This is a genomic window from Prevotella sp. oral taxon 306 str. F0472 (assembly GCF_000257925.1).
Classification (GTDB): domain Bacteria; phylum Bacteroidota; class Bacteroidia; order Bacteroidales; family Bacteroidaceae; genus Prevotella; species Prevotella vespertina.
Genome location: NZ_AJIN01000067.1, coordinates 86328 through 112988, shown reverse-complemented (window position 1 = coordinate 112988; position 26661 = coordinate 86328). Strand labels below are relative to the sequence as shown.

At 43.3% G+C, this 26661-nt stretch carries 22 protein-coding genes; 6 read left to right on the top strand and 16 right to left on the bottom strand.

What is annotated here, in order from left to right; all coding sequences use genetic code 11:
- Positions 1-7: 7 nt before the first annotated feature.
- The gene (locus HMPREF9969_RS10710; protein ID WP_009435860.1) at positions 8-715 is read right to left on the bottom strand and encodes an SDR family NAD(P)-dependent oxidoreductase; all 708 of its coding nucleotides are present in this window, start codon (positions 713-715) and stop codon (positions 8-10) included.
- A 151-nt stretch (positions 716-866) separates the two neighbouring features.
- On the opposite strand from HMPREF9969_RS10710, the gene HMPREF9969_RS10705 reads away from it, so the two are divergent.
- Together HMPREF9969_RS10705 and HMPREF9969_RS10700 are read left to right on the top strand one after the other, a co-directional pair.
- Positions 867-1952, top strand: coding sequence for a PCMD domain-containing protein (locus HMPREF9969_RS10705; protein ID WP_036895676.1), 1086 nt, complete (start codon positions 867-869; stop codon positions 1950-1952).
- A gap of 63 nt (positions 1953-2015) precedes the next feature.
- Positions 2016-2795, top strand: a complete 780-nt coding sequence (locus tag HMPREF9969_RS10700; protein ID WP_036895675.1) for a porin family protein — start codon at positions 2016-2018, stop codon at positions 2793-2795.
- Between the two features lie 256 nt (positions 2796-3051).
- Here the strand turns inward: HMPREF9969_RS10700 and HMPREF9969_RS10695 are convergent, their stop codons facing one another.
- Positions 3052-5232: a tetratricopeptide repeat protein gene (locus HMPREF9969_RS10695; protein ID WP_009435839.1), complete on the bottom strand. Its 2181-nt coding sequence runs from the start codon at positions 5230-5232 to the stop codon at positions 3052-3054.
- A 37-nt stretch (positions 5233-5269) separates the two neighbouring features.
- Positions 5270-6181, bottom strand: a complete 912-nt coding sequence (locus HMPREF9969_RS10690) for an ABC transporter substrate-binding protein (protein WP_009435973.1) — start codon at positions 6179-6181, stop codon at positions 5270-5272.
- 61 nt (positions 6182-6242) lie between these two features.
- On the opposite strand from HMPREF9969_RS10690, the gene radA reads away from it, so the two are divergent.
- Positions 6243-7643, top strand: coding sequence for a DNA repair protein RadA (gene radA / locus HMPREF9969_RS10685; protein ID WP_009435803.1), 1401 nt, complete (start codon positions 6243-6245; stop codon positions 7641-7643).
- 147 nt (positions 7644-7790) lie between these two features.
- On the opposite strand, the gene HMPREF9969_RS10680 is transcribed toward radA, so the two are convergent.
- Complete coding sequence (locus HMPREF9969_RS10680; protein ID WP_009435918.1) at positions 7791-8498, bottom strand: GDSL-type esterase/lipase family protein; 708 nt, start codon at positions 8496-8498, stop codon at positions 7791-7793.
- A gap of 134 nt (positions 8499-8632) precedes the next feature.
- Entirely contained in the window at positions 8633-9052 is a 420-nt protein-coding gene (locus HMPREF9969_RS10675; protein WP_036895674.1) for a hypothetical protein, read from the bottom strand.
- Between the two features lie 628 nt (positions 9053-9680).
- Here HMPREF9969_RS10675 and HMPREF9969_RS10665 point away from each other — a divergent pair.
- The gene (locus tag HMPREF9969_RS10665; protein ID WP_009435792.1) at positions 9681-10472 is read left to right on the top strand and encodes a glycoside hydrolase family 25 protein; all 792 of its coding nucleotides are present in this window, start codon (positions 9681-9683) and stop codon (positions 10470-10472) included.
- A gap of 17 nt (positions 10473-10489) precedes the next feature.
- Here HMPREF9969_RS10665 and HMPREF9969_RS10660 read toward each other — a convergent pair whose 3' ends face one another.
- The 8 genes from HMPREF9969_RS10660 to HMPREF9969_RS10625 form a co-directional block, all read right to left on the bottom strand.
- The gene (locus tag HMPREF9969_RS10660; protein WP_009435813.1) at positions 10490-10927 is read right to left on the bottom strand and encodes a hypothetical protein; all 438 of its coding nucleotides are present in this window, start codon (positions 10925-10927) and stop codon (positions 10490-10492) included.
- A 153-nt stretch (positions 10928-11080) separates the two neighbouring features.
- Positions 11081-12748 (bottom strand): formate--tetrahydrofolate ligase, encoded by a 1668-nt coding sequence (locus HMPREF9969_RS10655; protein WP_009435859.1) that lies wholly within the window; start codon positions 12746-12748, stop codon positions 11081-11083.
- 442 nt (positions 12749-13190) lie between these two features.
- Positions 13191-13643 carry a YqaA family protein gene (locus HMPREF9969_RS10650; protein WP_009435804.1) on the bottom strand — a complete coding sequence of 151 codons (453 nt, stop codon included), beginning with the start codon at positions 13641-13643 and terminating at the stop codon, positions 13191-13193.
- A complete protein-coding gene (locus HMPREF9969_RS10645; protein ID WP_009435988.1) occupies positions 13619-14560 on the bottom strand; it encodes a hypothetical protein in 942 nt (313 codons plus the stop codon). The genes HMPREF9969_RS10650 and HMPREF9969_RS10645 overlap by 25 nt, the downstream gene beginning before the upstream one ends.
- Positions 14561-14563: 3 nt before the next feature.
- Entirely contained in the window at positions 14564-15832 is a 1269-nt protein-coding gene (gene purD / locus HMPREF9969_RS10640) for a phosphoribosylamine--glycine ligase (protein ID WP_009435823.1), read from the bottom strand.
- Between the two features lie 9 nt (positions 15833-15841).
- Positions 15842-18046 carry a S9 family peptidase gene (locus HMPREF9969_RS10635; protein ID WP_009435851.1) on the bottom strand — a complete coding sequence of 735 codons (2205 nt, stop codon included), beginning with the start codon at positions 18044-18046 and terminating at the stop codon, positions 15842-15844.
- Entirely contained in the window at positions 18036-19523 is a 1488-nt protein-coding gene (locus tag HMPREF9969_RS10630) for a class I SAM-dependent RNA methyltransferase (RefSeq protein WP_009435935.1), read from the bottom strand. The genes HMPREF9969_RS10635 and HMPREF9969_RS10630 overlap by 11 nt, the downstream gene beginning before the upstream one ends.
- Positions 19524-19573: 50 nt before the next feature.
- Positions 19574-20518 (bottom strand): serine O-acetyltransferase, encoded by a 945-nt coding sequence (locus HMPREF9969_RS10625; RefSeq protein ID WP_009435856.1) that lies wholly within the window; start codon positions 20516-20518, stop codon positions 19574-19576.
- 170 nt (positions 20519-20688) lie between these two features.
- Between HMPREF9969_RS10625 and HMPREF9969_RS10620 the strand changes: the two genes are divergently transcribed.
- Positions 20689-21399, top strand: a complete 711-nt coding sequence (locus tag HMPREF9969_RS10620) for a glycoside hydrolase family 25 protein (RefSeq protein ID WP_009435990.1) — start codon at positions 20689-20691, stop codon at positions 21397-21399.
- 145 nt (positions 21400-21544) lie between these two features.
- Positions 21545-22708, top strand: a complete 1164-nt coding sequence (locus tag HMPREF9969_RS10615; protein WP_009435764.1) for a penicillin-binding transpeptidase domain-containing protein — start codon at positions 21545-21547, stop codon at positions 22706-22708.
- A 130-nt stretch (positions 22709-22838) separates the two neighbouring features.
- Here the strand turns inward: HMPREF9969_RS10615 and HMPREF9969_RS10610 are convergent, their stop codons facing one another.
- The 3 genes from HMPREF9969_RS10610 to HMPREF9969_RS10600 all read right to left on the bottom strand — a co-directional run bounded on the left by HMPREF9969_RS10610 (position 22839) and on the right by HMPREF9969_RS10600 (position 26598).
- Positions 22839-23687 (bottom strand): patatin family protein, encoded by an 849-nt coding sequence (locus HMPREF9969_RS10610; protein WP_009435900.1) that lies wholly within the window; start codon positions 23685-23687, stop codon positions 22839-22841.
- Between the two features lie 236 nt (positions 23688-23923).
- On the bottom strand, positions 23924-25066 hold the full coding sequence (locus HMPREF9969_RS10605) for a cytochrome d ubiquinol oxidase subunit II (protein WP_009435798.1): 1143 nt from the start codon (positions 25064-25066) through the stop codon (positions 23924-23926).
- Complete coding sequence (locus tag HMPREF9969_RS10600; protein WP_009435917.1) at positions 25063-26598, bottom strand: cytochrome ubiquinol oxidase subunit I; 1536 nt, start codon at positions 26596-26598, stop codon at positions 25063-25065. Before HMPREF9969_RS10600 ends, HMPREF9969_RS10605 begins: the two co-directional genes overlap by 4 nt.
- Positions 26599-26661 lie beyond the last annotated feature (63 nt).

Sequence of the window (26661 nt, the reverse complement as noted above, 5' to 3'; positions counted from 1 at the left end):
TTTATTATTAGCGTCCTTCATCAACAATAGGGTAGAGTTCGATGAACTCACCTTGATGTCTCTTACCATCGTTAATGACTGCTGCTATCTTCTCACTAACAACATCCACAGAGTGAGAACCAGGTCCTGTATAATGGTTATTCAGGTCAGTTGTGGTTGCACCAGGGTGTATGTCGAAGATATCAATAGGTAGATTGTTCTTATCAAACTCCATTGCTATGATACTAGTCATCGCATTTTGTGCTGCTTTACTAGCCACATAAGCCATCGGATGCCAGTAGGGACTCACCTCAGAAGGCACAGTTATATTGACAATTCGCCCTTTATTCACTTCCAACAAAGGGATAAGTGCCTTCGTCAAAGCAAATGTTCCAATATAATTTACCTGTATCGTTTCCAGTACGTCACGCATCTCTGACTTGTAACTAGGTACCTCCATGTCGCCAGGTATCCCCGCATTGTTTACAAGCAAAGCCAAATCAGGATACTTCTCCTTAATCTCTTTTGCAGTAACCAGCAGTGAGTCGTTATTGCAAAGGTCAACGTGTTGCCAACCAATAACGTCTACTCCCTCCTGTCTTAATGCTTTGATAGCAGCTTCGGCGCGCTCTTTATTTCTTGCACCGACAATCACTTGCCATCCACTCAAGCCCAAATATTTGCAAATGCCATAGCCTATACCCTTATTTGCACCTGTTACTAATACTTTTGCCATATCCTTGTTTTGATTAATCAGTAAGTTATTTCTTATCCACAAAGGTACGGTTTTTTACCAAATGAGCAATCTCTATCTTTGTAATATACATCTTTTTCCCTACCTTTGTCACATCATTAAGTTATTAAGTACACATTATTAATAGTTAAAGATGAGATTGATTCGACCTTTACTCCTCACCATGACGGCAGGAGTTGTGCTCTCTTCTTGTATTAAAGAAGAGGCTTTAAATGCAGAAGCAGATATTACCAATATCACAGTCAAGGGTACGGAACTAATCCGTAAACCGGTTATAACGAATAATACTATCCAACTCTATGTCAATGGATGGGCTGATGTTACGCATCTTGCACCCGTATTTAACTTGACAGAAGGGGCAACGATTGAACCAAAGGATAGCACTGTTCGTGACTTCACTCAGCCCCAGCAATATGTTGTCACATCGCAGGATGGACAGTGGAAGAAGACTTACACCGTCTCTTTCATTGCTAACAATGATATTGCAACAGCCTATCATTTCGAAAGATTAAAGGTTGATAACACTGTTAGTTACGACACCTTCGTTGATAAAACACCTGATGGTGGCACCTTTGAGTGGGCGAGTGGCAATAGTGGAGTATCGTTTATTCTATCGGGAAAAGGTGCTAAGGACTATCCAACAAGCCAAGCAGACGATGGCTATAAGGGCAAGTGTCTGAAGTTGACAACCATCAGTACGGGAGCTGTGGGGGCTTTGTTCGGTTCTCCAATAGCTGCTGGTAACCTGTTTACAGGCTCCTTTGAACTTGATTTTGGCGATACTGGCAAGTCAACTCACTTTGGTGTTCCCTTCCGACAGACGCCTTTAGCACTCGTTGGATACTATAAGTATAAAGTTGGTGATAAGTTTACTGATAAGAATCAAACGGAGATTAAGGATAGAAAAGACGACTTCGCACTCTATGCCGTATTGTTTGAAACAGGTGATGGAGTAGAGTATCTCGATGGTCATAATTCGCTGACTAGTGATCGGATAGTGCTTAAAGCAATGCTAGAAGATCGTAAGGAAACAAACGAATGGACACGTTTCAGCATTCCTTTCAAGGCTGTTGACGGGAGGACAATAGATGCTGAAAAGTTGAAAGAAGGCAAATATAGTCTGGCTATCATTATGTCATCTAGTAAGGATGGAGCCAATTTTGAAGGCGCAGTAGGGAGTACGCTCTATGTTGATGAACTAGAGTTATTCACGAAATAAGCTGTTATTTAAATACTTATAAAGTAATACTAAAGAATAAACTTAATAGTGTTTTGCATTAAAATGAATATACGAGTTATAGTACTTGCAGTCGTTAGCTTGAGCTTTTCCATGAGTCTCTTCGCACAAACCGACCGCACAGAAGCATTAGAATCAGCCGATCAGAACGGGTGGGAATATGAGTTGAAAGCAGGTGTAAACATCGGTGGTTCGTCTCCACTTCCTATCCCTGTTGAGATAAGAAAGATAACTAGTTATAACCCACGATTCAATGGAACGATTGAAGGAACAGCCACGAAGTGGTTGGGAGAAGACCGCCAATGGGGTGTATCAGTAGGTTTGAAGTTGGAAGAAAAGGGCATGATTACTGGTGCAAGAGTAAAGAATTACAGGACAGAGATTGTTGATGAGGGTAGTCATGTAGCCGGTTATTGGACAGGCGATGTGCAGACTGACTATCATTCAACGCTCCTCACCATCCCAGTTATGGGCAATTACCGCATCAATGACAGGTGGAAAGTGCGTGCCGGGGTCTATTCTTCTATCAAACTAGATGGTAATTTCTCTGGACATGTTAGTAACGGATACCTCAGAGAAGGTACTCCAGTGGGGCAGAAACTGACCTTTAATGATGGACAAACAGCCTTTTACGATTTCTCTTCATCGCTTCGCTCCCTTCATTGGGGTGCTCAGGCAGGCGCAACGTGGCGTGCCTTTAACCATTTTACCATCAATGCCGATATGACATGGGCAGCAAATGGTATCTTCAAGAAAGACTTTAAGACGATTAGTTTCAAGCTATATCCAATCTATCTAAACATCGGTTTTGGCTATCGTTTCTAGGTGTGCTTAGGAGAGAACAACATAAGACATAATATTCAATGAGGGCGTTTCTTCCTATCGAAGAAACGCCCTCTTCATAGCAAGGAAACGCCCTTCTCAAATGGAGAAAGGCGTTTCCTTGTTTTCGTTCCTGCTGCTCCTACTAATGAAGCATAGCCTCGTTACACACCGCCCCTCCCTCTCTTCCGCTTATCCTAACTAGCTTCCGTTAGGTTCTCCTCCCTTTTCAGGGAGGCAGGGTGGGGCTATCTTTTCCCTAAAGTGGCTTTGCCAATGTTAGCATTAACAGCCAATCTGTCTCTTGGATGTTGTATAAATTCAGAATCTCTGCGTCACTCTTAAACTCATCCAATAGCTGGTCGCGATTCTTATTACCCTTAGTTATCCAATTACTAAACAATTTGGCAGCACGTTGAGCGTCCCCTTTAGCCCATTGATAATAGCCTGCATTGAGGTAATCTTCCGTTGTTGGCAATGTATTCAAGAGTGTCTCATAAAGCTGAGTGGCCTTGTCAAGACTCTTTTCCATGAGCATTGCCCATGCAAATACACGTTTCACATTCATGTCGTCAGGGTTCTGATAGTCTAAGCGGAATAACTCTTCGCGTACTTCAGATGATTTCCCTAATTTCAATAGAGCGATACAACGATTCAAAGCATAGTCCTTATTCTCTGCATCCAGTTGTAATAATTGTTCGTAGGTGTGCTCTGCTGTCTCGTAATCTTCGCAATCTAGCGCAGCACGAGCTTGTCCTTTTAGTGCCCACTCATTGTTGGGTTCCTTCTCTAAAGCCTTTAAGAAGAAGTCATACGCACTATCAGGTCTACCGATATGGATGTTTGTGTAACCCATAAGAATGCAGTATCTTGGGTCGTCACTATAGAATGTACTGAGCAGTTCTATCAGTTTCTTGTATTGGTGTCGCTTATATAAATGCAGTGCTAAACGCAACTTCATGTCATCAAGCCCAGTGTTCATAAACGACTTATAGATAAAGAAGAAGATGTCTGCAACGAAGTCTCCTTTGCCATTATCTTCGAATGGGTTGATGAAATCCTGTGCTGTTCTATAGAGTCGGAAGAAGCGATATAAATCCTGAATGTACGCTCGACGGATGTTTGCAACACCTTCTTTCTCATCGAAAGAACCGAGTGGACCGAAGGCAGAGTCAGTCCCTATCATCTCTTTAATGTTACTTGGCAACTGGCTGATTACTTGCTCCATAGCAATGGCAAGAGAGTACTTATCCGAGTCACAAAGAGCCCCTCTCTCTACGAGAACATTGAGAAACTTCGAATCACCTAGCGCCTTTAAGGTGGGTCGAAGAGCTGGGTTTTCGATATAGAATGGTGTGAACCAATTCACAACATCACTAAAGAATGGGAAGCGTTTCATCTGTCGGAACCCACCGAAATAGATGTCCGAACCTTGCTTCTGCATATCCATCATCTTCTTAACCTGTTCCTCCATCTGCTCCATGCGTTTGTCTTCTGCATCTTGATGGAGTATGTTTTCAAGTTGATCCTCCTCCTTTTCAACAATGCCGATACGCCCAACAGTGAGGTTGGAATTGCGCATGATGTCTGGCATAATATCCCTTTGAATCTTGTCGTTGTCCTTTTCTGTGTCTAAACTATAGAAGAGTTGAATTTGTAAAGAGAGCAATTCGCGTGTCACACTAGCATCCGCACAAAGTTCTTTGATGATAGTGTCTTGTTCCGGAAATATATCCATTCCCTCAAAGACAGATAATACCCAACCCACGAGGGCACGCTGGCGAACATGGATGTCGGTTGTTTTCTGATAGATAGAAGTGAGTGTTTTGAACTTATAGATATCGAATTGGTTCATTGCACTCAACGTGATTGCACTGACGAGAATCTGCTGATCATTGGATATGACTGTAGGTGATGTCAATAGTTGGGAATAGAATTGATAGTCCTCTTCTGTCCATTGGCAAGATGTAAACAAGGCGTTGAACAGACGATTAATGAACAACTGATGACGATCGTAGAGTTCGCTTTCTTTCTCCTTTTGGGCTGTCTCTTGTTGTAGAGATAACATAGCTAAATCAGTGACAAAAGACTCTAAGACGGTGCGAACAAAGTCATGGCTAGTGTTGAGATGGTCGTTTATTTTAAAGGCATCAATGTATGCTGGTACATGTTTGCAACGCCAACTAATTTCTAAGTTGGCGGTCACACGATAAAGACGTTGTAGCAACGAGGCATAAAGAGAGGCGCGTTGCTGATCGATAAGTCCCCTCCCCATGTAGTCAACCATCAGTTGATAATCACGCTTGACAGCCTCAAATTCATCGTTACCCATCAGTGAAGGACGTTGTAAGAAGAGCTGATTTAATACTTCAATAGCATTGTCCAATCGCTTATCCATCAGTTCACTTATAGTCTTACTAAGTATATCTTCTACGTTCACTGCGCTATTCTTTAAAGTTACTAATTATGTATCTATCTTACTTATTGTGGTTAAGAAAATCCCTCGCCATTATTAGGTCGGCTCTGCGAGGTGCTCCCACCTTTGTGTATTTGATGTCAGGTAAAGCCCGAACTGTGGCATCATCTGCCTGCATATACTTCTTTATCAAAGCCGCATAATACTTAACACCATGTTTATTGATCAAGTCGACAGCCTTGTCGTAAGCCTTTGCAAACTCCTCATCTTCCGATGGTCTGCGGTGCTTATCCATAATTGCTACGACCCCTAGATGTACACCTGCATCCACCGAATTAAATAGAGAGTTGTTGTCACCTTGCAGTGCCTTCGTGGTCTGTGGCTCGGTAAACCAATAGGCATCTATCTCATGGTTCTGTAGCATCTTGAGCCTAACTAACACGTCATTGACCTGCACTTGGAACACTTGATACTTCGGTTTTGCCTTCTTAACGACCATGTTACTCAACAAGTCAGTGCCTGAGAAGCGTGTTTTGGCTATAATCTTATCACTTAAATCGGATAGTTTCTTTAGTTTAGAGGATCTATCGGCTATGAGCTGCCAGTTGAGGTTTGTGTCCGTTAGATAGTGCATTAACACTTTCTGTCTGTGCTTTAAACGCTCAGTCCGAACCAAATCGCTGAAGGCTGCCTGTACGCTTCCTCCAGCCATCGCAGTGTCACAATCCATCTGAGCATTGTATTGTTTTAGTCGGATATCTACTTTAGTTGTATCGTATAATACGCTATCTTTTAATAGATAAGCAGGTAGACAATCAAGCGTTGGCATTACTGCAACCTTGTAAGCTCGCTGATATCTCTCTTTCTCCGCCTGCTCTTGTGCCTTCTTTTCGACCTGTAGTTCCTTCGCAGACTTCCCACAACCAACGATCAAGAATATCGATAGGATGAATATGTAATAAGTACGTTTCATGTTGTGCAAAATTAATAATTAATTTTGTAACTAGGCAAATTCTTAGTACTTTTGTCCCACTATGTCAAAGGATAAAATAGCTTATGTCTGCAGCAACTGTGGGCAGGAAAGTGCAAAGTGGATAGGTAAGTGTCCTAATTGCGGGCAGTGGAATACATTCAAGGAGATACGTATTGCCGCTGATACTGGTACGCATGCTGCACGCCAAGCAGCAACTTCTTTGCGTCATACGAATGCTGGTGAAGCTGTCTCGGGATTGGCTAACAAGCCTCAAAGACTGCGTGATGTCTCTGCGAAGGATGAGCCTCGTATGGATATGCACGACGATGAGTTGAATCGCGTGTTGGGTGGTGGTCTGGTGCCAGGGAGCATTGTTTTGTTAGGAGGAGAGCCTGGTATCGGTAAGAGTACATTGACCTTGCAGACTATTCTACACCTATCTCAACGCATCTTATATGTTAGTGGTGAAGAGAGTCCACATCAGATTCGTATGCGTGCGGAACGCATTACTAAGGATATACCAGAGAATATCATCATCTTATCGGAGACCTCTCTTGAACACATATTCGAGCACATCAAGGATGTAAAACCCGAACTCGTTGTGGTCGATTCGATACAGACTATATCCACGGAGGACGTTGACAGCAGTCCTGGAAGCGTCACTCAAGTGCGTGAATGCGCCTCTGCTCTATTGCGATTTGCGAAGACTAGCGGTGTACCAGTGGTTCTTATCGGTCATATAAACAAGGAGGGAAGCATTGCCGGACCGAAGATTCTAGAGCACATAGTCGATACTGTGATTCAATTTGAGGGTGATCAACATTATATGTATCGCATTCTTCGAAGCATAAAGAACCGCTTTGGATCCACATCAGAGCTGGGTATCTATGAGATGGAACAGCAAGGTCTGCGACAGGTAAGCAATCCTTCGGAGTTACTACTTACTGAAGACCATGACGGACTATCAGGAGTTGCGATCTCAAGTACCATCGAAGGCGTTCGACCCTTCCTCGTTGAGACACAAGCACTGGTGTCTTCTGCAGCCTACGGAACGCCCCAACGCTCGGCAACAGGCTTTGATCAGCGTCGTTTAAACATGTTACTTGCGGTGTTGGAGAAGCGTGTTGGCTTTAAACTCATGCAGAAGGACGTGTTCTTGAACATAGCTGGTGGACTGCGAGTAACCGATATGGCGATGGACTTGAGTGTGATTGCTGCAGTGTTATCATCCAATGTTGACACTCCAATCGAGGCTGGTTGGTGCATGTGCGGAGAGGTTGGCTTGAGCGGTGAAGTGCGTCCCGTCAGTCGTATAGAACAACGTATTGCAGAAGCAGAGAAGCTCGGCTTCAGTCATATTATCATCCCGAAGTATAACATGTCAGGGCTTACTGGCAAGTATGCAATACAACTTCATCCTGTAAGGAAGGTTGAAGAGGCTTTGAGGATATTGTTTGGATAATCCATCCTTATATATGAATATTGGTAGAAACAAGCTCTTTTACTGTTTCTACCAATATCCTTTTTATATACAAAATGCAGTATATTAGGTGATTATAAAATATCTCTAAAGTTAAAGATAATGCCTAATTAGCTTTCAATTAAAGCTTTACTTATAGATATAAGGGCGTATAATCTTTGCCCAAACATCATACCCTTTCTCGGTTAAGTGCAATCCGTCACGACAATATTCAGCCTTCATTGTTTGCGGTTTAGCACCAAGAAGCGGTGTGTAAAGGTCGATGTAAGTGAGAGCGTGGCTCGCACAATACTGCTTCAGTTTGTTGTTTAGTTGGATAATCAGGTCATCCTTCCCTTTAAGATACTTCCACGTACCCACTTCCTCATTAAGTGGTAGAAGGCTCTGAACGTATAGTTCCGTCTTAGGACACTGCTTTCTTATTGTTGTCAACACGTTAGTAATTCCTTGGAAGACCCGTTCAACACTCCAGCCATGGCTTAGATCATTCGCACCACACTCGAAGAAGATCTTTTTGGGATGGTAAGGAAGCACCAAGTCAAGCCTGTTGTACATCCCCTTGCTATCGTCTCCAATGATTCCCCGATTGATGATCTTGCCTGCACCAGGGAAGTGTCTGTTCCAATCGCCACCATATTCTGAATGGCTATCACCATACATTACGATGACATTGGAGGGCAGTTTGCCCTCTTCTTTGAACTGTTTCACCTTTATACTATAGTGTTTTGACCCATGATAAACAGGGCGTTGATTTTGCGCAGAGAGGCTCCCTAGCGAAAGAAGAAATAGTGAAGTAAGGAAGAAGCTCCTTATGTTTAATAGTCTATGATGTGCCATTTTGATGTGTTAAACCACCTACAAAAGTAAGGAAAAAGATGGAGAATAAAGAGAAAAAGTCTGGTTATCTGTCCTAGAGGGAGTAGATAACCAGACTTTTTAAAAAGGGATTTCTTAAATCTTCTGTATGCCTGTTAGCGCATGAGTTTCAATACTCTTGTAAGGTACTTTTGGGTCTTTGCCACATCATACTTTATACCACCACTCCATAAGCGGATGGCTTTCTCGATGTTATTAAGCGGATTGTGGAAGGATTGGATGATAACAAACATCTCCTTAGACTTCGTTGCGTTAAATCGATCAGATAGTGTGTAACGCTTTGAACTGCCTCTACTTTTAAGGATGTTATTACATTCCTTGACTAGAATAGGGGATATTTGAAGAACTCCAACATACGACCCATTAACCGCTAAAGCATTCCCCTTGCTTTCAAGTTGGATGATTGCGTCCATTACAGGACCCCAGTTAAACTTGCTACTTTGAGCATTTGCTTCAACAGATGAAGCCAAAATCATTAAGAAACTAACAATTACTACTTTAAAAAATCTCATCATTTAAAACTTTCCGGAACCTTAGATAAGTTACTCAAGAGAGTTACCTTCTATGGTGCGTTCCTATGTGAGAATGAGTTACCACCGCACCTTAGTTCCATATTAACGCTTGCAAAGATACAAAAAATATTGCTGATAACCAAATAATTAGCATTTATTTCAAATAGAGTTACTCGAATGGGAAGGGGTGTGATAAAGTCCCACTCAGTCCTTCCGAAGGGGGAGGAGTACCTCACGGGATGGGTATTTGCTTGGCTGTTGGAGGTTGGTTGGTGTGTTGCGAGGCTGTGCCTTGTTTATAAGAATCAAAGGGGTAGAAAGAAGGAAAGGCTCTTCTCCATTCCAAGAGGGCGTTTCCTTGCTATGACGAAGGCGTTTCCTTGTATCAAGGAAGTGCCTCCTTCAATTAGAAAGGATTATCTCAAAGTAGTGTCAGACAAGGGGGCTATCCCTACTTTGAGGCACTCTAATCAATGGAGCAAATAACTTGTCCACTTGTAACTCGTGTACTCGTCAACTCTACCTAACCACAATTTGTGACATTCAAAAAGATTAATTACCTTTGTGCATATATTCTTTTTGAATCGTTATAGGGCATTTAATCTAATTATATTCTTGGTTTATTCTTAGCATGGTAAGACGTAGAAGGAGGCGCAGTAAGCGTAAAAACAATAATAGGAAACTATGGATATGGGGCTGTGTGGCTCTGTTTACACTTGCTGTTATCCTTGTGGTCGACCTTAAACCATGGCGTCACAAGCATGCAACTGTTAGTGATGAATGGCCTTACCATGACCTAACAAAGGGAGAATATACCAAAGATTTCGATGGTTTAGACCTATCTCGTCATCAAGGAAAGATACACTGGGACGTGCTAGTTGATGAGAATCCGCAGCTCAAGTTCGTGTATCTTAAGGCTACGGAAGGCAGTTCTGTGGTTGATCCCTATTATCAGAAGAACCTAAAAGAGGCTAAGAAACGAAACCTACTAGTGGGTTCGTATCATTTCCTCACACGTCGTACTTCAATGGAAAGGCAGGTTGATAACTTCCTTTCTAACATCGACCTACAGCAACAGGACTTGCTTCTTCTGGTCGATATAGAGGATGATGGAACAAGAGGATGGGATAGTCAGTTAATAAAGAAGAACTTATCACGGTTCATTCAATTAGTTAAAGAGCGCACAGGACACGCCCCAATGATCTATACCAATGAGTCTTATTACCATTTACATCTCTATCCGGACTTCAATCATTATCGCTTGTTTATAGCTAATTATAACCTCCCTCCAGTCTTAGGAACATCCAAGTATGATATTTGGCAATCGAGTAAAAAGGGAAGAGTAAGGGGTATTTGGACCCATGTGGACATAGATCAATTACGTGAAGGAGTCAGTGTTGACGACTTTAAAATGCCGAAGTAAAGCTAACAGAAGAGCCTTTATTGGCAGTCACCAGCAATCTTATTCATAATGCGAATAGACTCATCTGCCTTATAAACATCCTTTCCCAGTTGGCTAAAGTCTATGATGCTTCGATAGACACTAGTAAAGGCTACGAGCTTCTTACCCCTTACGAACAAGAGAGTACACATGTTATCATACATGGTGTTATCGATGATAACATCTCTATCTCCACCATATCCCATGTCGATACTCTCGTTAGTTGCAGTGATACTATTGTATGGTTTGACCACAACCATCATGTCCCAGTCTTTGTCCTTATAGAGTGAATGAACCGAGATACAGGTATTTTGCTTTTGTATCGTTTGTAGGTTATCAGTGATATTGACCTCTTTGTAAGGGATTCTAATACACAGAATGATAGCCACGAAGAGGATGATTGTTGAAATAGTTAGTAGTATAGTCTTCCGTTTCATATTGTTTTTTCATTGTAAAGGTTAGTGTTGTAAACGTATAATTGGTGCTGCTTGCAAGTGCTGTTAACACTTACCTCGGTAAGAGCCTTTCGATAGATCACCTATCTAATAAGTCTCTTGCAAGCAACACACAACAATCAAGTGGGAAAGAAGTTATGCCAGTCCTTCTATCTGTCCACGCACAATATCAATCTTCTCTGCCTGTGGCACCTTTGGTAAACCTGGCATTCTCATCATGTCACCAGCGATAGCCACAATCATTTCAGAGCCACCATTGATAACAAAGTCACGAATAGTAATATCGAAGTTCTTCGCTACTCCCACCTGTTTAGGGTCTTCGCTGAATGAGAATTGGGTCTTGGCAATACAGATAGGGTAGTGCCCCATGCCCCATGCTTGTACACGTTTCATCTTCTTCAAAGCGATTGGTTTGAAGATAACAGATCGTGCACCATAAACATTCTTAGCCACCTTTTCAACCTTTACTTCTATACTATCTTCATCAGAGTAGGTCATGTTGATAGCCTTTGCACCTTGCTTATCTATCGTCTCAACAACGAGCTTTGCCAAGTCTTCTGCACCTTCTCCGCCTTTCATAAACACGTTATTTTCAGCGAAGCCAACACCTATTTGCTTACAATGGTCAGCCAACAACGCTACTTCCTCATCGCTATCATCACCATATCTATTTAGTGTTACGATGACTGGTTGACCAAAGTTTTGCATATTCTGAACGTGCTTGTCAAGATTAGCAAAACCTTCGATAAGTGCTTGTCTACCCTGTTCTTGAGTACTACCATCCGTGAGTCCGCCATGTAACTTCAAGCCTCGTAAGGTTGCAACAAGCACTGTGACGCGTGGATGAATCTCTCCCTTGCGGCATTTGATATTGAGGAACTTCTCTGCACCAAGGTCTGCTCCGAACCCTGCCTCGGTAACTGCATAATCACTCAAGGACATTGCCATCTTCGTTGCTAACAAACTATTGCAACCATGAGCGATGTTTGCAAATGGTCCACCATGCACCAATGCAGGTGTAGCCTCAAGTGTTTGGACAAGGTTCGGTTTGATTGCATCCATCAACAAAACGGTTATTGCACCTGCAATACCTAGGTCTTTCACTTTGAAAGGTTTGTCGTCAAAGGTGATACCAAGCACCATGTTCTCAATACGACGGCGTAGATCGCTTTCACTAGAGGCTAAACATAGAGCCGCCATGATCTCACTTGCAGGTGTAATATCAAACCCCGACTGGGTCGGCAGACCATCAGTTGTTGCGCCCAAACCCGTTACGATGTTGCGAAGACTGCGGTCGTTCACATCAAGAACACGCCTCCATAGAATCTGCTTGAGCGTGAATCCCTGGTTACGGTGCTGATAGATGTAGTTATCCAATAGTGCTGCAATCATGTTGTGTGCGCTTGTTATGGCATGAAAGTCGCCTGTGAAGTGCAGATTTATCTTCTCCATCGGTACCACTTGGGCGTATCCACCACCGGCAGCACCACCTTTCATTCCGAAACAAGGGCCTAAACTCGGCTCTCGCAAAGCCAATACAGAACGTTTCCCCATGCGATTAAGAGCCATTGAAAGCCCTATGCTCACGGTCGTTTTACCAATACCTGCACGGGTAGGGGATATCGAACTAACAAGGATTAAACGGTTTTTAGCAACGCGTTCTTCGTCTATTAAGGTGAGAGGAACCTTAGCCATATACTTCCCATAGTGCTCTAACTCGTCTGCAGGAATACCTATTGTCGCTGCAACTTCTTCTATTCGCTTCATCTTACATGAGCGTGCGATCTCAATATCCGATTTCATAGTTTCAATATTTAAAATTTAGTTATGTAGGCAAAGATAGGAATATTTTCTGAATCTACTAGCCTATTCGTAATAAAGTTTTAACCTATCGTTACGTTTTTACGAATAGATGTCTTATTAGTTAAAAAACATGATTTACTATTCTAGGTGATGATCGCTTTGAGTGCTGTAAAGTTCCACTTTTGAAACAAAAGATAATCTCCTAATTCGCTTCTGTTAGGCACTCTTCCCCTAAGGAAATGTTGAGTTGGTTTTAAAGAGAGCCTTTCTTCGATTTGAGAAGAGCCTCTCTTTACAATGAAGAAACGCCTTCTTCGATGTGAAGAAGGCGTTTCCTTTTATGCGTTTGCTTGTTGGTTGCTAATGAGGCTATGCTACATAACACGACAATTCACCCTTTTCTGTGCGACTAGCTAGCCTTTATTGGTTATTTTCAGAGGCTTTACATGAACAGATTTGCCCCCCAGATGAGCAAGGCGTAACGTATCACTTTACCCAAGGTAATGCTGAATACTGACAAAGGAAGGTTCGCACGTGTAAGTCCAAGAACCACAGTTATGGCACTACCCAGTATTGGGAGGAAGGCAAAAAAGCCCATCCATGCCCCATGACCACCCATGAATTTATAGGCACGATCTATGGAGCTCTGTTTGAGATGGAAGTATTTTTTTAGCCATTCGAGCTTTCCCAATCGTCCTAACCCATAGTTGACCATACCGCCCATGACGTTTCCTATGCTGCCATAGATGAGTAGTGGCACCGGATCAACGCCTGCTGCAAGAAGTCCAAGCATAACAGCTTCGCTACTAAAAGGTAACACACTACCAGCAAGGAAGGCAGAGAGAAACATGCCCCAATAGCCGTAGTCGATTAGAAAGTGGGTGATAGCGTCCATAAATTGATGATAGTTATGATGAGTGCAGCAGCCGACAAGAGGATAAACACCCAGTTAGTTATACGTGTGTGAGTTAATGCAAAGAAGTGAGCAATGAGTGGTGATGTGGTCACAATGAGCACACTTAGCAATGCTTCGAAGTGTTGCGGCTGTAAGAAGAGGAATACGATTGTTGCTATATCAATGGTGATAAAGACTTGAAAGAACAATCGTATGCGAATGCTGTCATTGCGTTTTTGATTTGAAAAGTGTATGATTCCAATGATAGAACATAATAGAACATAAGCCAAGACGGCTATGTTACTTGTGGTTAAGGACGTGAAATCGAGTGGTTTCTCAAATACACCTAATTGTAAGAAATGCTTAGCTAGCAAAGAGATCTCGCCCTTTGCAGCAAGATAAGGCGCATAGAACCAATAGGGGAGAGTGATACCAAGCAGAGACGCAACGAAACTTTTTCCGCTTAAAGAGAGTAGGTTGGTGCGTGAGATAACCCAGAGTATGGGCAAGAAGTAGAGTACCTGCACCCATACCACGCTTACCATACCTATACAGAAGTACGCATAAAAGGTCCATCCAGGCGCATTTGTGTCTTGATAACAGCGGAAAGACAGGCTGTAAAAGCCCACTATTCCTAGCATGACAATCGATGAACGGATAGATGGAAACATAAAGACAGCCATCGTCGCAAGCACGATGAATGAGCAAGACACCATTCTGCTATAGATGCGAATGAGTGCATTTGCATTGTTAAGTTCCATCATTAAATAGGTAGCTAGTAGCAAACAAACACCTGGCGCAACCACTGTTAAGCTATGTAAACCAGCCACTATCCATACAAGCATAGCCGCTGAAACCACCCACGCTTGGGTCCAGCGGCTCTCTGCTATTCGGTTTTGAATACGCTTCTTCTGCATAGGTTACAAGTCCTGTCCTATATCTCTTCTAAAGTATTTATCCTTAAATTCAATCTTATTAGCCTCTTCGAAGCTCTTTTGTAACGCCTCTTCCTTGTTCTTACCATACGATGATACAGCAATCACACGTCCTCCGTTCGTTACAATCTGACCGTCTTTGAGGGCTGTACCACTATGGAATACAACTGAATCAGCCACTTTGTCGAGCCCAGTAATTGGATAACCCTTCACGTACTCTTCGGGGTATCCACCGCTAACAAGCATTACACAGACAGCAGAACGGCTGTCGAACTCCACCTTGTATTGGTCAAGATTCCCTTCGGCAACGCCTTTGAAGAGGTCGACAATATCTGTCTTCAATCGTAGCATGACGCTTTCTGTCTCTGGATCACCCATTCGGCAGTTGTATTCAATTACCATTGGTTCACCATCAACATTGATAAGTCCGAAGAAGATAAAGCCTTTGTAATCTATATTTTCAGCCTTCAAGCCCTCAACAGTGGGGCGAATAATACGCTTCTCAACCTTTTCCATCCACTCTTTCGTTGCGAAAGGAACAGGCGAAACACTCCCCATACCACCCGTATTGAGCCCAGTGTCATGTTCACCAATACGTTTGTAGTCCTTCGCTTCAGGTAGTATTTGATAGTGAGAACCATCTGTTAAGACAAATACAGAGCATTCGATACCAGAGAGGAACTCCTCAATAACAACCTTAGCAGAGGCATTTCCGAACATACCATCAAGCATTTTGCGCAGTTCCTCCTTTGCTTCTGCAAGCGTAGGAACGATCAGTACGCCTTTACCAGCAGCCAATCCGTCAGCTTTCAGTACGTAGGGTGGCTTGAGCGTATCGAGGAATTGCAATCCTTCCTCAATGCTTGTACCATCGAAGGTGGCGTAAGCTGCAGTTGGAACGTTGTGCCGCTTCATGAAAGCCTTTGCAAAGTCTTTAGAGCCTTCAAGCACTGCACCAGCCTTTGAAGGACCGATGACAGGGATGTGAGCAGTACGTTTATCATCTTTGAAAGCGTCATATATGCCATTAACCAGTGGGTCTTCAGGTCCTACAACGACCATATCAACCTTCTGTTCGATGGTAAACTCCTTGAGACGTTCAAAGTCGTTTACACCGATAGAGACGTTTTCTCCAACTGCGCCAGTGCCTGCGTTGCCTGGAGCAATAAATAGTTTGCTACATTGTTTGCTTTGTGCAATCTTCCAAGCTAAGGCGTGTTCACGCCCTCCACTGCCTAATAGTAATATTCTCATAAAGCCTTGTTACTTTTGCTTGAGGTTATCCTCAAAGTATTGTGTAATACGTTCGTGTAAGTGTACACTTTGATGTCCACGCATATTGTGAGGCTCTCCTGGATAGACAAAGAAGTCTGGTTGAGTGCCTGCAGCGATACATGCTTTCAAGAAAGAATATGCGTGTTGAGGGACTACGACAGGGTCATTTAGTCCAATGATAATCTGTAGTTTGCCCTTGAGATCCTTAGCTTTCTGCAGGAGAGAAGTTTGTGCGTACCCCTCTGGGTTGGTCTGTGGTGTGTCCATATAACGCTCTCCGTACATCACTTCATACCATTTCCAATCAATGACAGGACCACCAGCAACACCCACTTTAAACACATCTGGATAGTTAGTAATTAGTGATATCGTCATGAAACCACCGAATGACCAACCATGAACTCCTATGCGATTCTTATCGACATAAGGTAATGATTGAAGATACTTAACGCCCTCCATTTGGTCTTTCATCTCTTCTTGACCAAGGTGACGGAATGTTGCTTGCTCGAAGTCTTTGCCTCGGTGCTCACTACCACGATTGTCTAATATAAAGAGGAGATAGCCCTTTTGAGCCATGTAAGTCTCCCATCCACGTGAACCCCAGTTCCATGAAGCATCCACGTTGTGCGCATGTGGACCTCCATAGACGTATATCACGGTTGGATACTGCTTATTAGGATCAAAGTTAACAGGCTTTACCATGCGCCAATAAAGGTCTGTCTTGCCATCCGCTGCTTTGATAGTTCCATTGGAGTATTCCGGTACATTGTATCCCTTCCAAGGGTTAGGTGCGGTGAAATAATTGGTTCGCTGTGGGTTAGCACCTACTGCGATAATGTCATACTTACGTGGGACTGTAGGCTCACTGTAGTTATCCAGCAACATACCACCATCTTTGCTTAATGTTGCGAAGTGGTAACCACGACCATTGTCAAGCAGTGTTCGTTTGCCAGTAGATACGTTCACAAGCCACGTATTACGCTGAATTGGGTTGCACTCGTTGGATACATAGACGATACTCTTTTGTTTCGTATTAAAGCCGAGCACGTCTATTACAACCCACTTACCGCTTGTGAGCTGCTTAATCTGCTGTCCCTCCTTATTAAATAGGTATATGTGGTTGTATCCATCCTTTTGACTTTGAAGGATGAACTCATTGTCGTTCCAAGGCAAGAAGACGATAGGGTGCGTTGGTTCTACGTACTTTGCATCTGTCTCTCGATACAGTTCTTTGAGCTTCTTACCCGTTGTTGCGTCATAAGAAACAAGTCGACAATCATTCTGATCACGATTGACTTCAAACATATAGATGGTTTTCTCGTCAGGACTCCATGCTATATTCGTAAAGTAACGATCGGTTGGATCACCTGCTTGAAGGTACAGAACCTTGTCAGTAGAGGTGTCATAGACACCGACAGTCACCTTATGTGAGGTTTCACCAGCCATAGGGTATCTAATAGGTGCAGCCTTTGCAGCACGAGATTCACCCTTTTCTGGTGTCCAATCAAGCTCTGGGATGTCAACAAGAGGATATGCACTAACCATACTCTGATCCATGCGATAGAAGGCGAGACGATTACCTTTTGGACTCCAGAAAAGTCCTCCGTTGATTCCAAACTCATCCCTGTGAACACTCTGACCATATACGATATCGCTTGAACCATCAGTCGTTAACTGACGCTCCTTACCGCTCTTCTCGGTGACAAACAACTGATGATTGCGCACGAAAGCGGTCATATCTTGTTCGTTCCGATCGCTTGCCTGTGTGTTAGAAGGGCGTGTGATTCGCTTTTCAAGTTTATGAGTCTTGAAGTTAACAAATAGGTCTTCTGTGCCATTCTTAACCATCACCACGGGGCGATCAGGGTATGGAAATTCAGCTGAATAGAGGTGTCGTACAATCTCATTCGACTTCTCCAAGCCTGCCCAATGATTGATGTCATCGAGGCTGAAAAGGCTTGTCTCCTTACCACTCTTACTATCAACAAGAGAGCAAGAGTTGAGGTCTTGTCTTACTAACTTGCCTCCCCACCATGTTAGATAACGTGCTTCTGGACGCATGTTACGATAATTGGTACCACCGAAGTTAAGGTCTTCTAGTGTGAACTGACGCTGTGCCATACTTGGAGTAGGACGTAAAAGTCCCGTGAGAGCAACGAGCCCCACGAGACTAAGTAATGATTTAATCTTCATGTTTATACGTGTTTTTGCCACGGTAACCACCGCGCTTGTTAGATTTATCAAAGCGTTTTCCGCCAAACTTCCGATCGTCTTCCTGTCTGAAAGGACGTTTCCTATTGCGGTCTTCACCATCGAACTTTGGACGACGACTTGGGCGTTCGTCGCGGAACTTGCCACCACCGAATCTACCCTTGTCAAGGCTGTGGAATGTGAAAGAACGTATGTCCGCCTCAGCGTTCTCATCGTTCTCTTCAAGTCTCTTCTTAAACTCTCGCTCCTTTTTAAAGCGGTGTTTCTGTGCCATCTCACGCTTTTCTTCTTCGGTTTTGATGATTCCTCCGTCATGACGGAAGGTGCTCATCTTACCATCAAAGAGCTGATAACGACGGAACTCACACTCTAACGAGCCATTATATACAGGTATCTTAATACTTGGTTTGAGCCCTATTTGACGGAAGCACTCCTCTCTGTAAGACAATATCCACGCCTCATTACCCATAAACTGGTGCTTGAGTCGCTCTCCAATCATCTTATATGTGCCTAAAAGATTAGGTGTTGATATGCGTTCGCCATACGGGGGATTCATCACAATAATGCTCTTCTCCTTTGGTTGAGAGAAGTCCTTAAAGTCTTGCTGTTCGATAGTTATATCACGAGAGAAGCCTGCTGCAGCTACATTCATGCGTGCCGTATTAACCGCCTTCATGTCTGTATCATATCCAAAGATGTGATGTTTGAACTCACGTTCTTGTGAGTCATCGTTGTAAATCATATCGAATAGCTCCTGATCAAAGTCTGGCCACTTCTCAAAGGCGAACTCTTTTCGGAACACACCAGGCGATATGTTGCGTGCAATTAACGCTGCCTCGATAGGCAAAGTGCCTGATCCACACATTGGATCAATAAAGTCTGTCTCGCCTTGCCAACCAGTCATTAGAATCATACCAGCGGCTAACACCTCATTTAAAGGAGCCTCCACGCTCTCTTGACGATAGCCACGACGGTGTAGAGACTCACCACTAGAATCGAGCGAAAGAGTGGCATTGTCTTCTGCAACATGTATATTCAATCGAATGTCTGGATTGCTTACTGAGATGTTAGGACGTGTACCCGTTCGCTCTCTAAACTGGTCTACGATGGCATCTTTCACCTTATAAGTAACAAAGCGAGAATTGGTGAACTCTTCGGAATAAACTACTGAATCGACAGAGAAAGTCTTACCTTCTTGGATGTATTGACTCCAATCGATCTTACGCACCTCATCGTACATGTCCTCTGCACTACGCGCCTTGAAATGTGCGATAGGCTTAAGTATTCGGATGGCAGTGTGCAACTGGAAGTTGGCACGATACATAGTTTCTTTATTGCCCGTAAACGCTACCATGCGTCGACCAATTTGTACATTGTTAGCCCCGAGATTGGTTAACTCCTTTGCTAATACTTGTTCCAAGCCCATGAAGGTCTTAGCGATAAGTTCAAATTCTTGCATTATGTGTGATATAAATTATATACAATTAAAGTGCTGATAAGGGTTCTCTCTTATATTCCTCCACCATTATCAAAGTCGGTGTTAAGGATATCTACTTTTGTTTGTTTATACTTCTTCGACTTCGGACGCATATCTCTAGTCACCCAAACGTTGGCTCCTATGACGCAATCTCGCCCTATTGTAATACGTCCAAGGACGGTTGCATTGGCATAGACCACCACATTATCTCCGAGTATTGGATGTCTTGGAATCCCTTTTATAGGCTTTCCTTCTTTGTCAAGAGGGAAACTTTTGGCTCCAAGTGTCACTCCCTGATACAGTTTAACATGGTTTCCGATGATACAAGTAGCCCCTATCACTACACCAGTTCCATGATCTATTGTGAAGTGAGAACCAATGCTTGCAGCAGGATGGATGTCTATTCCCGTCTCAGAATGCGCCATTTCTGTAATCATACGAGGGATGAGTGGAACGTTCTCAAGTACTAGCTCGTGTGCTAATCGATAGTTGATGATAGCTTTAACGGCTGGGTAACAAGAGATCACCTCGCCTTGGTTGCTTGCAGCAGGGTCTCCATCGAAAGCCGCCTGAATGTCTGTTGAAAGCGTCTTACGTAGTGTTGGAAACTTCTCAATGATTCTTTCTGCTATCTTGTCAGCCTCCTCCTTCATACATACTCGCTTATCGGCAGCATTGGGGCAATGGCAATCTTCATTAAAGCAAAGCCCTGCCATGACCTGACGACTTAGTAGTTTATGCAGTTTCTCAACGCTCACCCCGATTTGATACTGTATAGTCTCTGTGTTCACCGAAGACCTCCCGAAGAATCCTGGAAAGAGTATGGAACGAGCCAAACTGATAATTTCTTCCAGTTCAGAAGCCGATGGCAAGGGGTCACCATCACGATGTTCGTGGAAGAGACCTTGCAGGGCTTGAGGTTTCGAGAGCTCATTTATGGTGAGAATGAGCTGTTGGGTGATGTCCTGACTACTCATTTAACTGATGTATCAATATGTATTTACGTTGCAAAGATAGTCATTATTCTCGGATTTTTATGTGTTTGTTCGGGAAAAATATGGTAATTTTGCAGTTAGTATTAGTTGTTATTTAGGATAAAACTAACGTATTTTTAGAGCAAGGATAATTCTTTTTTAGATTACATTCAATGGTTAAGTTATCTTATATTAGACCTTTCGGTATCGTCTGCTTATTGTTTTCTTTGTTGCTGGTGAGTGTTCAGACTATTACTGCTAAGTCTTCCAAAGAGCCGAAACGTCACTTCGATGGCATCGATGTGTCGCATCATCAGGGTAAAATTAACTGGTCGGAAGTTGCAAAGAACCGCCAGATTCAATTCGTATATATCAAAGCAACGCAGGGAACCACTATAAAGGATGATTATTACGGACGTAATATTCGTGAGGCACGTAAGCATGGGTTGCGGTGCGGCTCCTATCATTATCTATCCTCAAAGACTCCTATTCGTCAGCAATTTCGCCATTTCTATCGAACAATCAAACGCTATTCTCAGGATCTCATACCGATGATTGACGTTGAACGAGAGGGTGTTCGTGGTTGGACACGCAAGCAGGTTCAGGACAGCGTAGCCGTCTTTGCGGGATTAATAAAGAAGTATTTCGGTAAGAGACCATTGATTTACTCGCAGGCAAACTTCTATAACTCGCACCTTGCGCCACGCTTTAATCAGAACTTCCTGTTCCTTGGTAAGTATAGTGCGGAGCGTCCTTCGATTAAGGGAGTAGGCCGACATAACATCTGGCAGTTTAGCGAACGGGGTAGAGTAAACGGCATTCGAGGCTTTGTCGACTTAGATCGTTTCATGTCAGGAACGTCACTTAGCAACATTCGTCTTTAGTTTGATTGACATTTAATGAGCCCTTTCTAAATAAATTATAAACTATCCGAAGGTTGCTGATAGGCATCATTTTTATTTGTAATTTTGCCCTCCAATATGATAGATAAGCATAAGAATAATATTTTAAGATAAAATTTAATAGTAGATGTATAAGTTATTTAGTAACAAGATAATTGCTTCTTTCAAGATAGCAATACTATCATTACCATTCCTAAGTATCGGTACTTTGCATGCGCAAGAGTTTCATGAGCAAGCTCCCCTCACGTTCCGTCCATTGCTGCAAGAGCTTGGAGCGAATCTGATGAAGGGTAAGAAAGGGAGTATCGTGGCACTTGATCCAGCCACGGGAGAGGTTCTTTGCATGGTAACTAATTCGCCCGATGGTCCTAATGACGGCTTAGCTATAGCCACAGCTTACCCTCCTGGCTCCACAATTAAGCCTGCTCAAGCCTTGATTTACTTATCGGAAGGATTGGTAAAGAGCGATACCAAGATTGCTTGTCACGATGGTTTCCGTGACGGAAACATAAAGGTGAAGTGTCATCACCATTACTCTCCAGAACCCTTGACAGGTGCTTTGGCGGTCTCATGTAACACTTGGTTCCTCAAGTCCTACCTCTCCATGATAGGCAACACACAGAAGTATGGCTCTAAAGATGAGGCTGTTACGGTGTGGCGCGATTACTTGGTTAGTATGGGATTAGGCGGTCCTTTGGGTATAGATATGCCTGGCGAACGAGGCGGACTGGTAGCGAATGTGAACTACCTAACACGTCGTTACAAGACAGGTTGGACTCCCAAGACCATCATGTGGGCTGGTATGGGGCAAGGAGACATCACTGTTACGCCTCTTCAACTGTGTAACCTTGCAGCCACAATAGCCAATCGTGGGTTCTTCTTCACCCCTCATATACACAAAAACACTGATTATGCACCCCTCCCTTCACGCTTCCTTACACCGCATTCAACCAAAGTTTCGGCTGCTGCTTACGGTCCTGTGATAGAAGGGATGCGTCAGGCTGTGACGAAGGGAACGGCTACAATATTGAATGGAACAACCTATCCAGTCTGTGGAAAGACGGGTACTGCAGAGAACGCAGGCAAAGATCACTCAGCATTCATTGGTTTTGCACCGATGAATCATCCGAAGATTGCCATCGCCGTGTACGTTGAACATGGTGGTTTCGGTGCTGATGTGGCTGCTCCGATAGCTGGTCTTATCATGGAGAAGTACCTTAAAGGGAAACTTAGTCCTAAGTCATTAGCACTCGCAAAGAGGGTAGAGAAGATACAAACCATCACCCAGTAAGAGGCAGAGAAATAGGAGGTTATGTTCCTATTCATCCTCCTTTCAAAACAAAGAGGGCGTTCCGTCATAATAAGGAAAGGCTCTCTTCACGATGAAGAAACGCCCTTCTCACATGGAGAAGGGCGTTTCTTTATTCGCTAAAGAAAGCTTTTATTTCTTCTAAATGCTTTGTTGCAACCTTTCTGCCATGCTCGTATGTGGCTTGCATATCGTCTGGGTTGTGTGAAAGATGTCCTATGGTTAGGACTGTCTCGGGGCGTAAAACGAGTGTGTTGGACTTCTTTTCCTCTTGACGAACATACTCTAACTGATTGTTATACATGATATGTCGCTGTTCTAAAGCACGTATGATGCGAGGGTGGCGACGCAACCAAAGGCGCATAAGAGGCATGAGTTTGTTAGGTTCCTTCACGTAGTTAGCTGGTTGAGTGAGCACAACTAGGTTGCGATCGTAGCCCTGCTCTTGGAAAAAACGCAATGGGATAGAGTCGGCAATACCACCATCTAAGAGTTTCTTGCCCTCTACTGTAACGATACGAGCGGCTATCGGCATTGAAGCAGACGCCCGAATGTATTCGAGACAGTTGTTATCCACTTCCATCAAACGCTTATATACCGCCTTGCCAGTGCCTACGTTCGTGCAAACTGCCCAAAACTCCATAGGGTTATTATTGAATGTCTCAACATCAAAATAGTCTAGATGACGAGGCATATAATGGTAAGCATACTCACCACCAAAGTAGTCTCCGGTGGTTAGAAGCGAACGGAAGGAGGCGTAACGCCAGTCATGTGCTAACTTCTTATTATACCTTATGACGCGTCCAGGCTGTTTCGACTTAATGTTACAACCAAAGGCTGCACCAGCAGAAACACCTATAACGCCATCTGGCAATAGGTTGTTTTCCATGAGAATATCTATTACACCAGCGGAGAAAAGCCCTCGCATGGCTCCTCCTTCAAGTACTAGTCCCTTCTTCATTGCCATTATCTTTAGTTGATCTTATAACCTATAAGGTTGCTCCTCAACGATACCTTATAAAGGTAGAGAGCCTTGCAAAGGTATATAAAAATAGACTAATAACAGGCATGGGAAACCTTAATAATGCTTTTTTAGTTGGTTTTAAAGGACAAAGAGAAAGGTGAGAGAAGAACCTACAGATAGGTTGCAACTCTCACCTTTGATGGTTTTCTATGTTTGAAATATGCGCTTACAAATTAATAAGCATGGTCATCCTCTGTTATTTCTTGTCTATCGATAGCCTTCTTATCAATGGCTCTCCAAGCATAAACAATGTATGCCAAGACGAATGGAACGAGGAAACTTACGTAGAACATAGCCTTGAGTGTGAACTCACTTGATGAGCTGTTTTGAATGGTCAAAGAACTCTGTAAGTCGGCAGTAGAGGGATAGTAAGCTGTGTTGTTCCATCCTGCAATGAGGAAGAGAACCAATACCACACAGACAACTCCTATACCTGCAGGCCATATACCACGTACATAATTGGGTTTAAGGATGGTCTTGATGATTCCAAAAAGAAGTAGGACAACACCCACAAGAAGGATAATTGCCAATGGCCACATCGTTAGTAGGTTATTAAAATACTTCATTGGTTCCATGACGATAGTACCTGCTTCATTTACCGCATAGCCCTCGCTGAACAAAGTAACAATGAGGAAAGGTAAGAAGAAGAGCAAGAATAGAATGGTATTAACCAATAACTGCTTGCGAACACGGGTACGGATAGTATCGTCGTTCACATTATTATTAATGTAGAGCGTACCCAGGATGCGTGCTAAGAACACCACCGCAATACCAAAGATGACTACCCAAGGATTGAGCAAGACGTCAAGTCCACGTGAACCATTAGCCCAGTGAGAGATAACGGGCTGCATACTATTGGTGATGTTAGCCTTTTCAACGATGAAGTTAGAGCCTGTGAAGAAGGTAGCAACAGCTCCGCCTAAGAGCAATGGACCAAGAATACCATTGATGATAAGGCACGTTTGGAACGTACGAACACCAAAGATGTTACCCGCCTTGTTCTGAAATTCATAGCTAATAGCCTGTATGATGAATGTAAACAGGATCAGTAACCATATCCAATAAGCACTTCCAAAGCTCGTACTATAGAACAATGGGAATGAAGCAAAGAATGCCCCGCCGAATGTAACAAGTGTTGTAAAGGTGAACTCCCACTTACGTCCAGTGGAGTTAATCAACATTCTGCGGTCGTCAGGAGTCTTTCCTAACTGGAAGATCATCGAGTTAGCGCCTTGTACGAATAGTAAGAAAACGAGCAACGCACCCAATAGTGAGATGATAAACCACCAATAGTTTTGTAGGAAATAGTATGTCATAGAGCTGGTCCTTTCTTTATTTGCTTACACATAATACTAATCTCTACGGTTAACATAGCCGTAAATAACACAAGAAAGAGGAAGAAGGTGAAGGCGATACCACCGCTTGACAGGTCACTAACAGCAGCCCAAGTAGGTAGCATATCTTGTATTGTCCAAGGTTGACGACCAAACTCGGCAACAAGCCAACCACTCTCACTTGCAATGTAAGCGAGCGGTATCAATGCTAGTCCCAGATATTGTAACCAACGTGGACGAGTAATGTCTTTCCTATAAAGAATGAATAACATTAGAGCAAAGACAAGGATGAATAAACAGCCAAGACCTACCATTGTGCGGAATGCCCAGAAGTTAATTGGAATGTAAGGTACCAGTTGATTAGCATCTTTGATATAGCCATAACCAAAGTATTTCATATCACTATCAAGGATCTTCTTATTGGTCTCCTTGTTCTTTCCTGCACGATAGTCTTTGAGTGCTTGAATGGCTCTCTTGCCTCTTTCTTGCTTCTCTTTCAAGGATGGTTCTTTGGTTCCATCTGCCTTAGTATAGCCCTTGATAATGTCTCGAACACCAGGAACATAGCCAGTAGTAGACTTTGTTGCGAGGATTGATAACATATTGGGAACTGCCACACGCATAGGTGGTTCAGACTCATTCATATAGTCTGGTTGGCTAAAAGGATTGACCATTGCAATACCAGTAAGGCTCTGGCTATTGCCTCCCTCATACAATGCTTCCATTGCAGCGAGCTTCATTGGCTGTGTTTGAGCTACCATGTAAGCAGACTCATGACCTGTAGATGCTGCTAAGAGAGAGGCTACTAAACCAACAATAGAACCTATCTTGATACTTTGCTTAGCGAGTTCCACGTGGCGTTTACGCAATAGATACCAGCAACTTACACCGACTGTGAAGGCTGCACCAAGTACCCAAGCAGAGGTGACTGTATGGGTGAACTTATCTATAGCAAACGGACTCAAGGCTACGTCCAAGAATGAGGTCATCTCGTTACGCATCGTCTCTGGGTTGAAAGTACAGCCTATTGGATATTGCATCCAAGCGTTGGCAACAAGAATCCACCACGCTGATAACGTTGCACCTAAGCCTGTTAACCATGTCGAAGCGAGGTGAAAACCAGCAGAGACCTTCGACCATCCGAAGAACATAACAGCAACGAATGTGGACTCCATAAAGAACGCTAAGATTCCTTCTATTGCTAGTGGAGCACCGAAGATGTCGCCAACAAACCAAGAGTAATTACTCCAGTTAGTACCAAACTCGAACTCTAGTATGATACCAGTAGCCACTCCCATGGCAAAGTTAATACCAAAGAGTCGCTGCCAAAACTGGGCTGCTGAGCGCCAAAACTCCTTACGCGTACGGTAATAACAGGTCTCCATAATACCCATAATGACAGCTAATCCTAGCGTCAAAGGGACGAATAACCAGTGATAGATGGCTGTCAGTGCGAACTGCGCACGCGACCAGTCAACTGTTCCTGGGTCAATGGTTAAGAGTAGGTTTTCCATTGTTTCTCTGTTAATTATTAATTGTTTTGAATTGAAATAAATGTCATTTGGGTTAAAAACAAG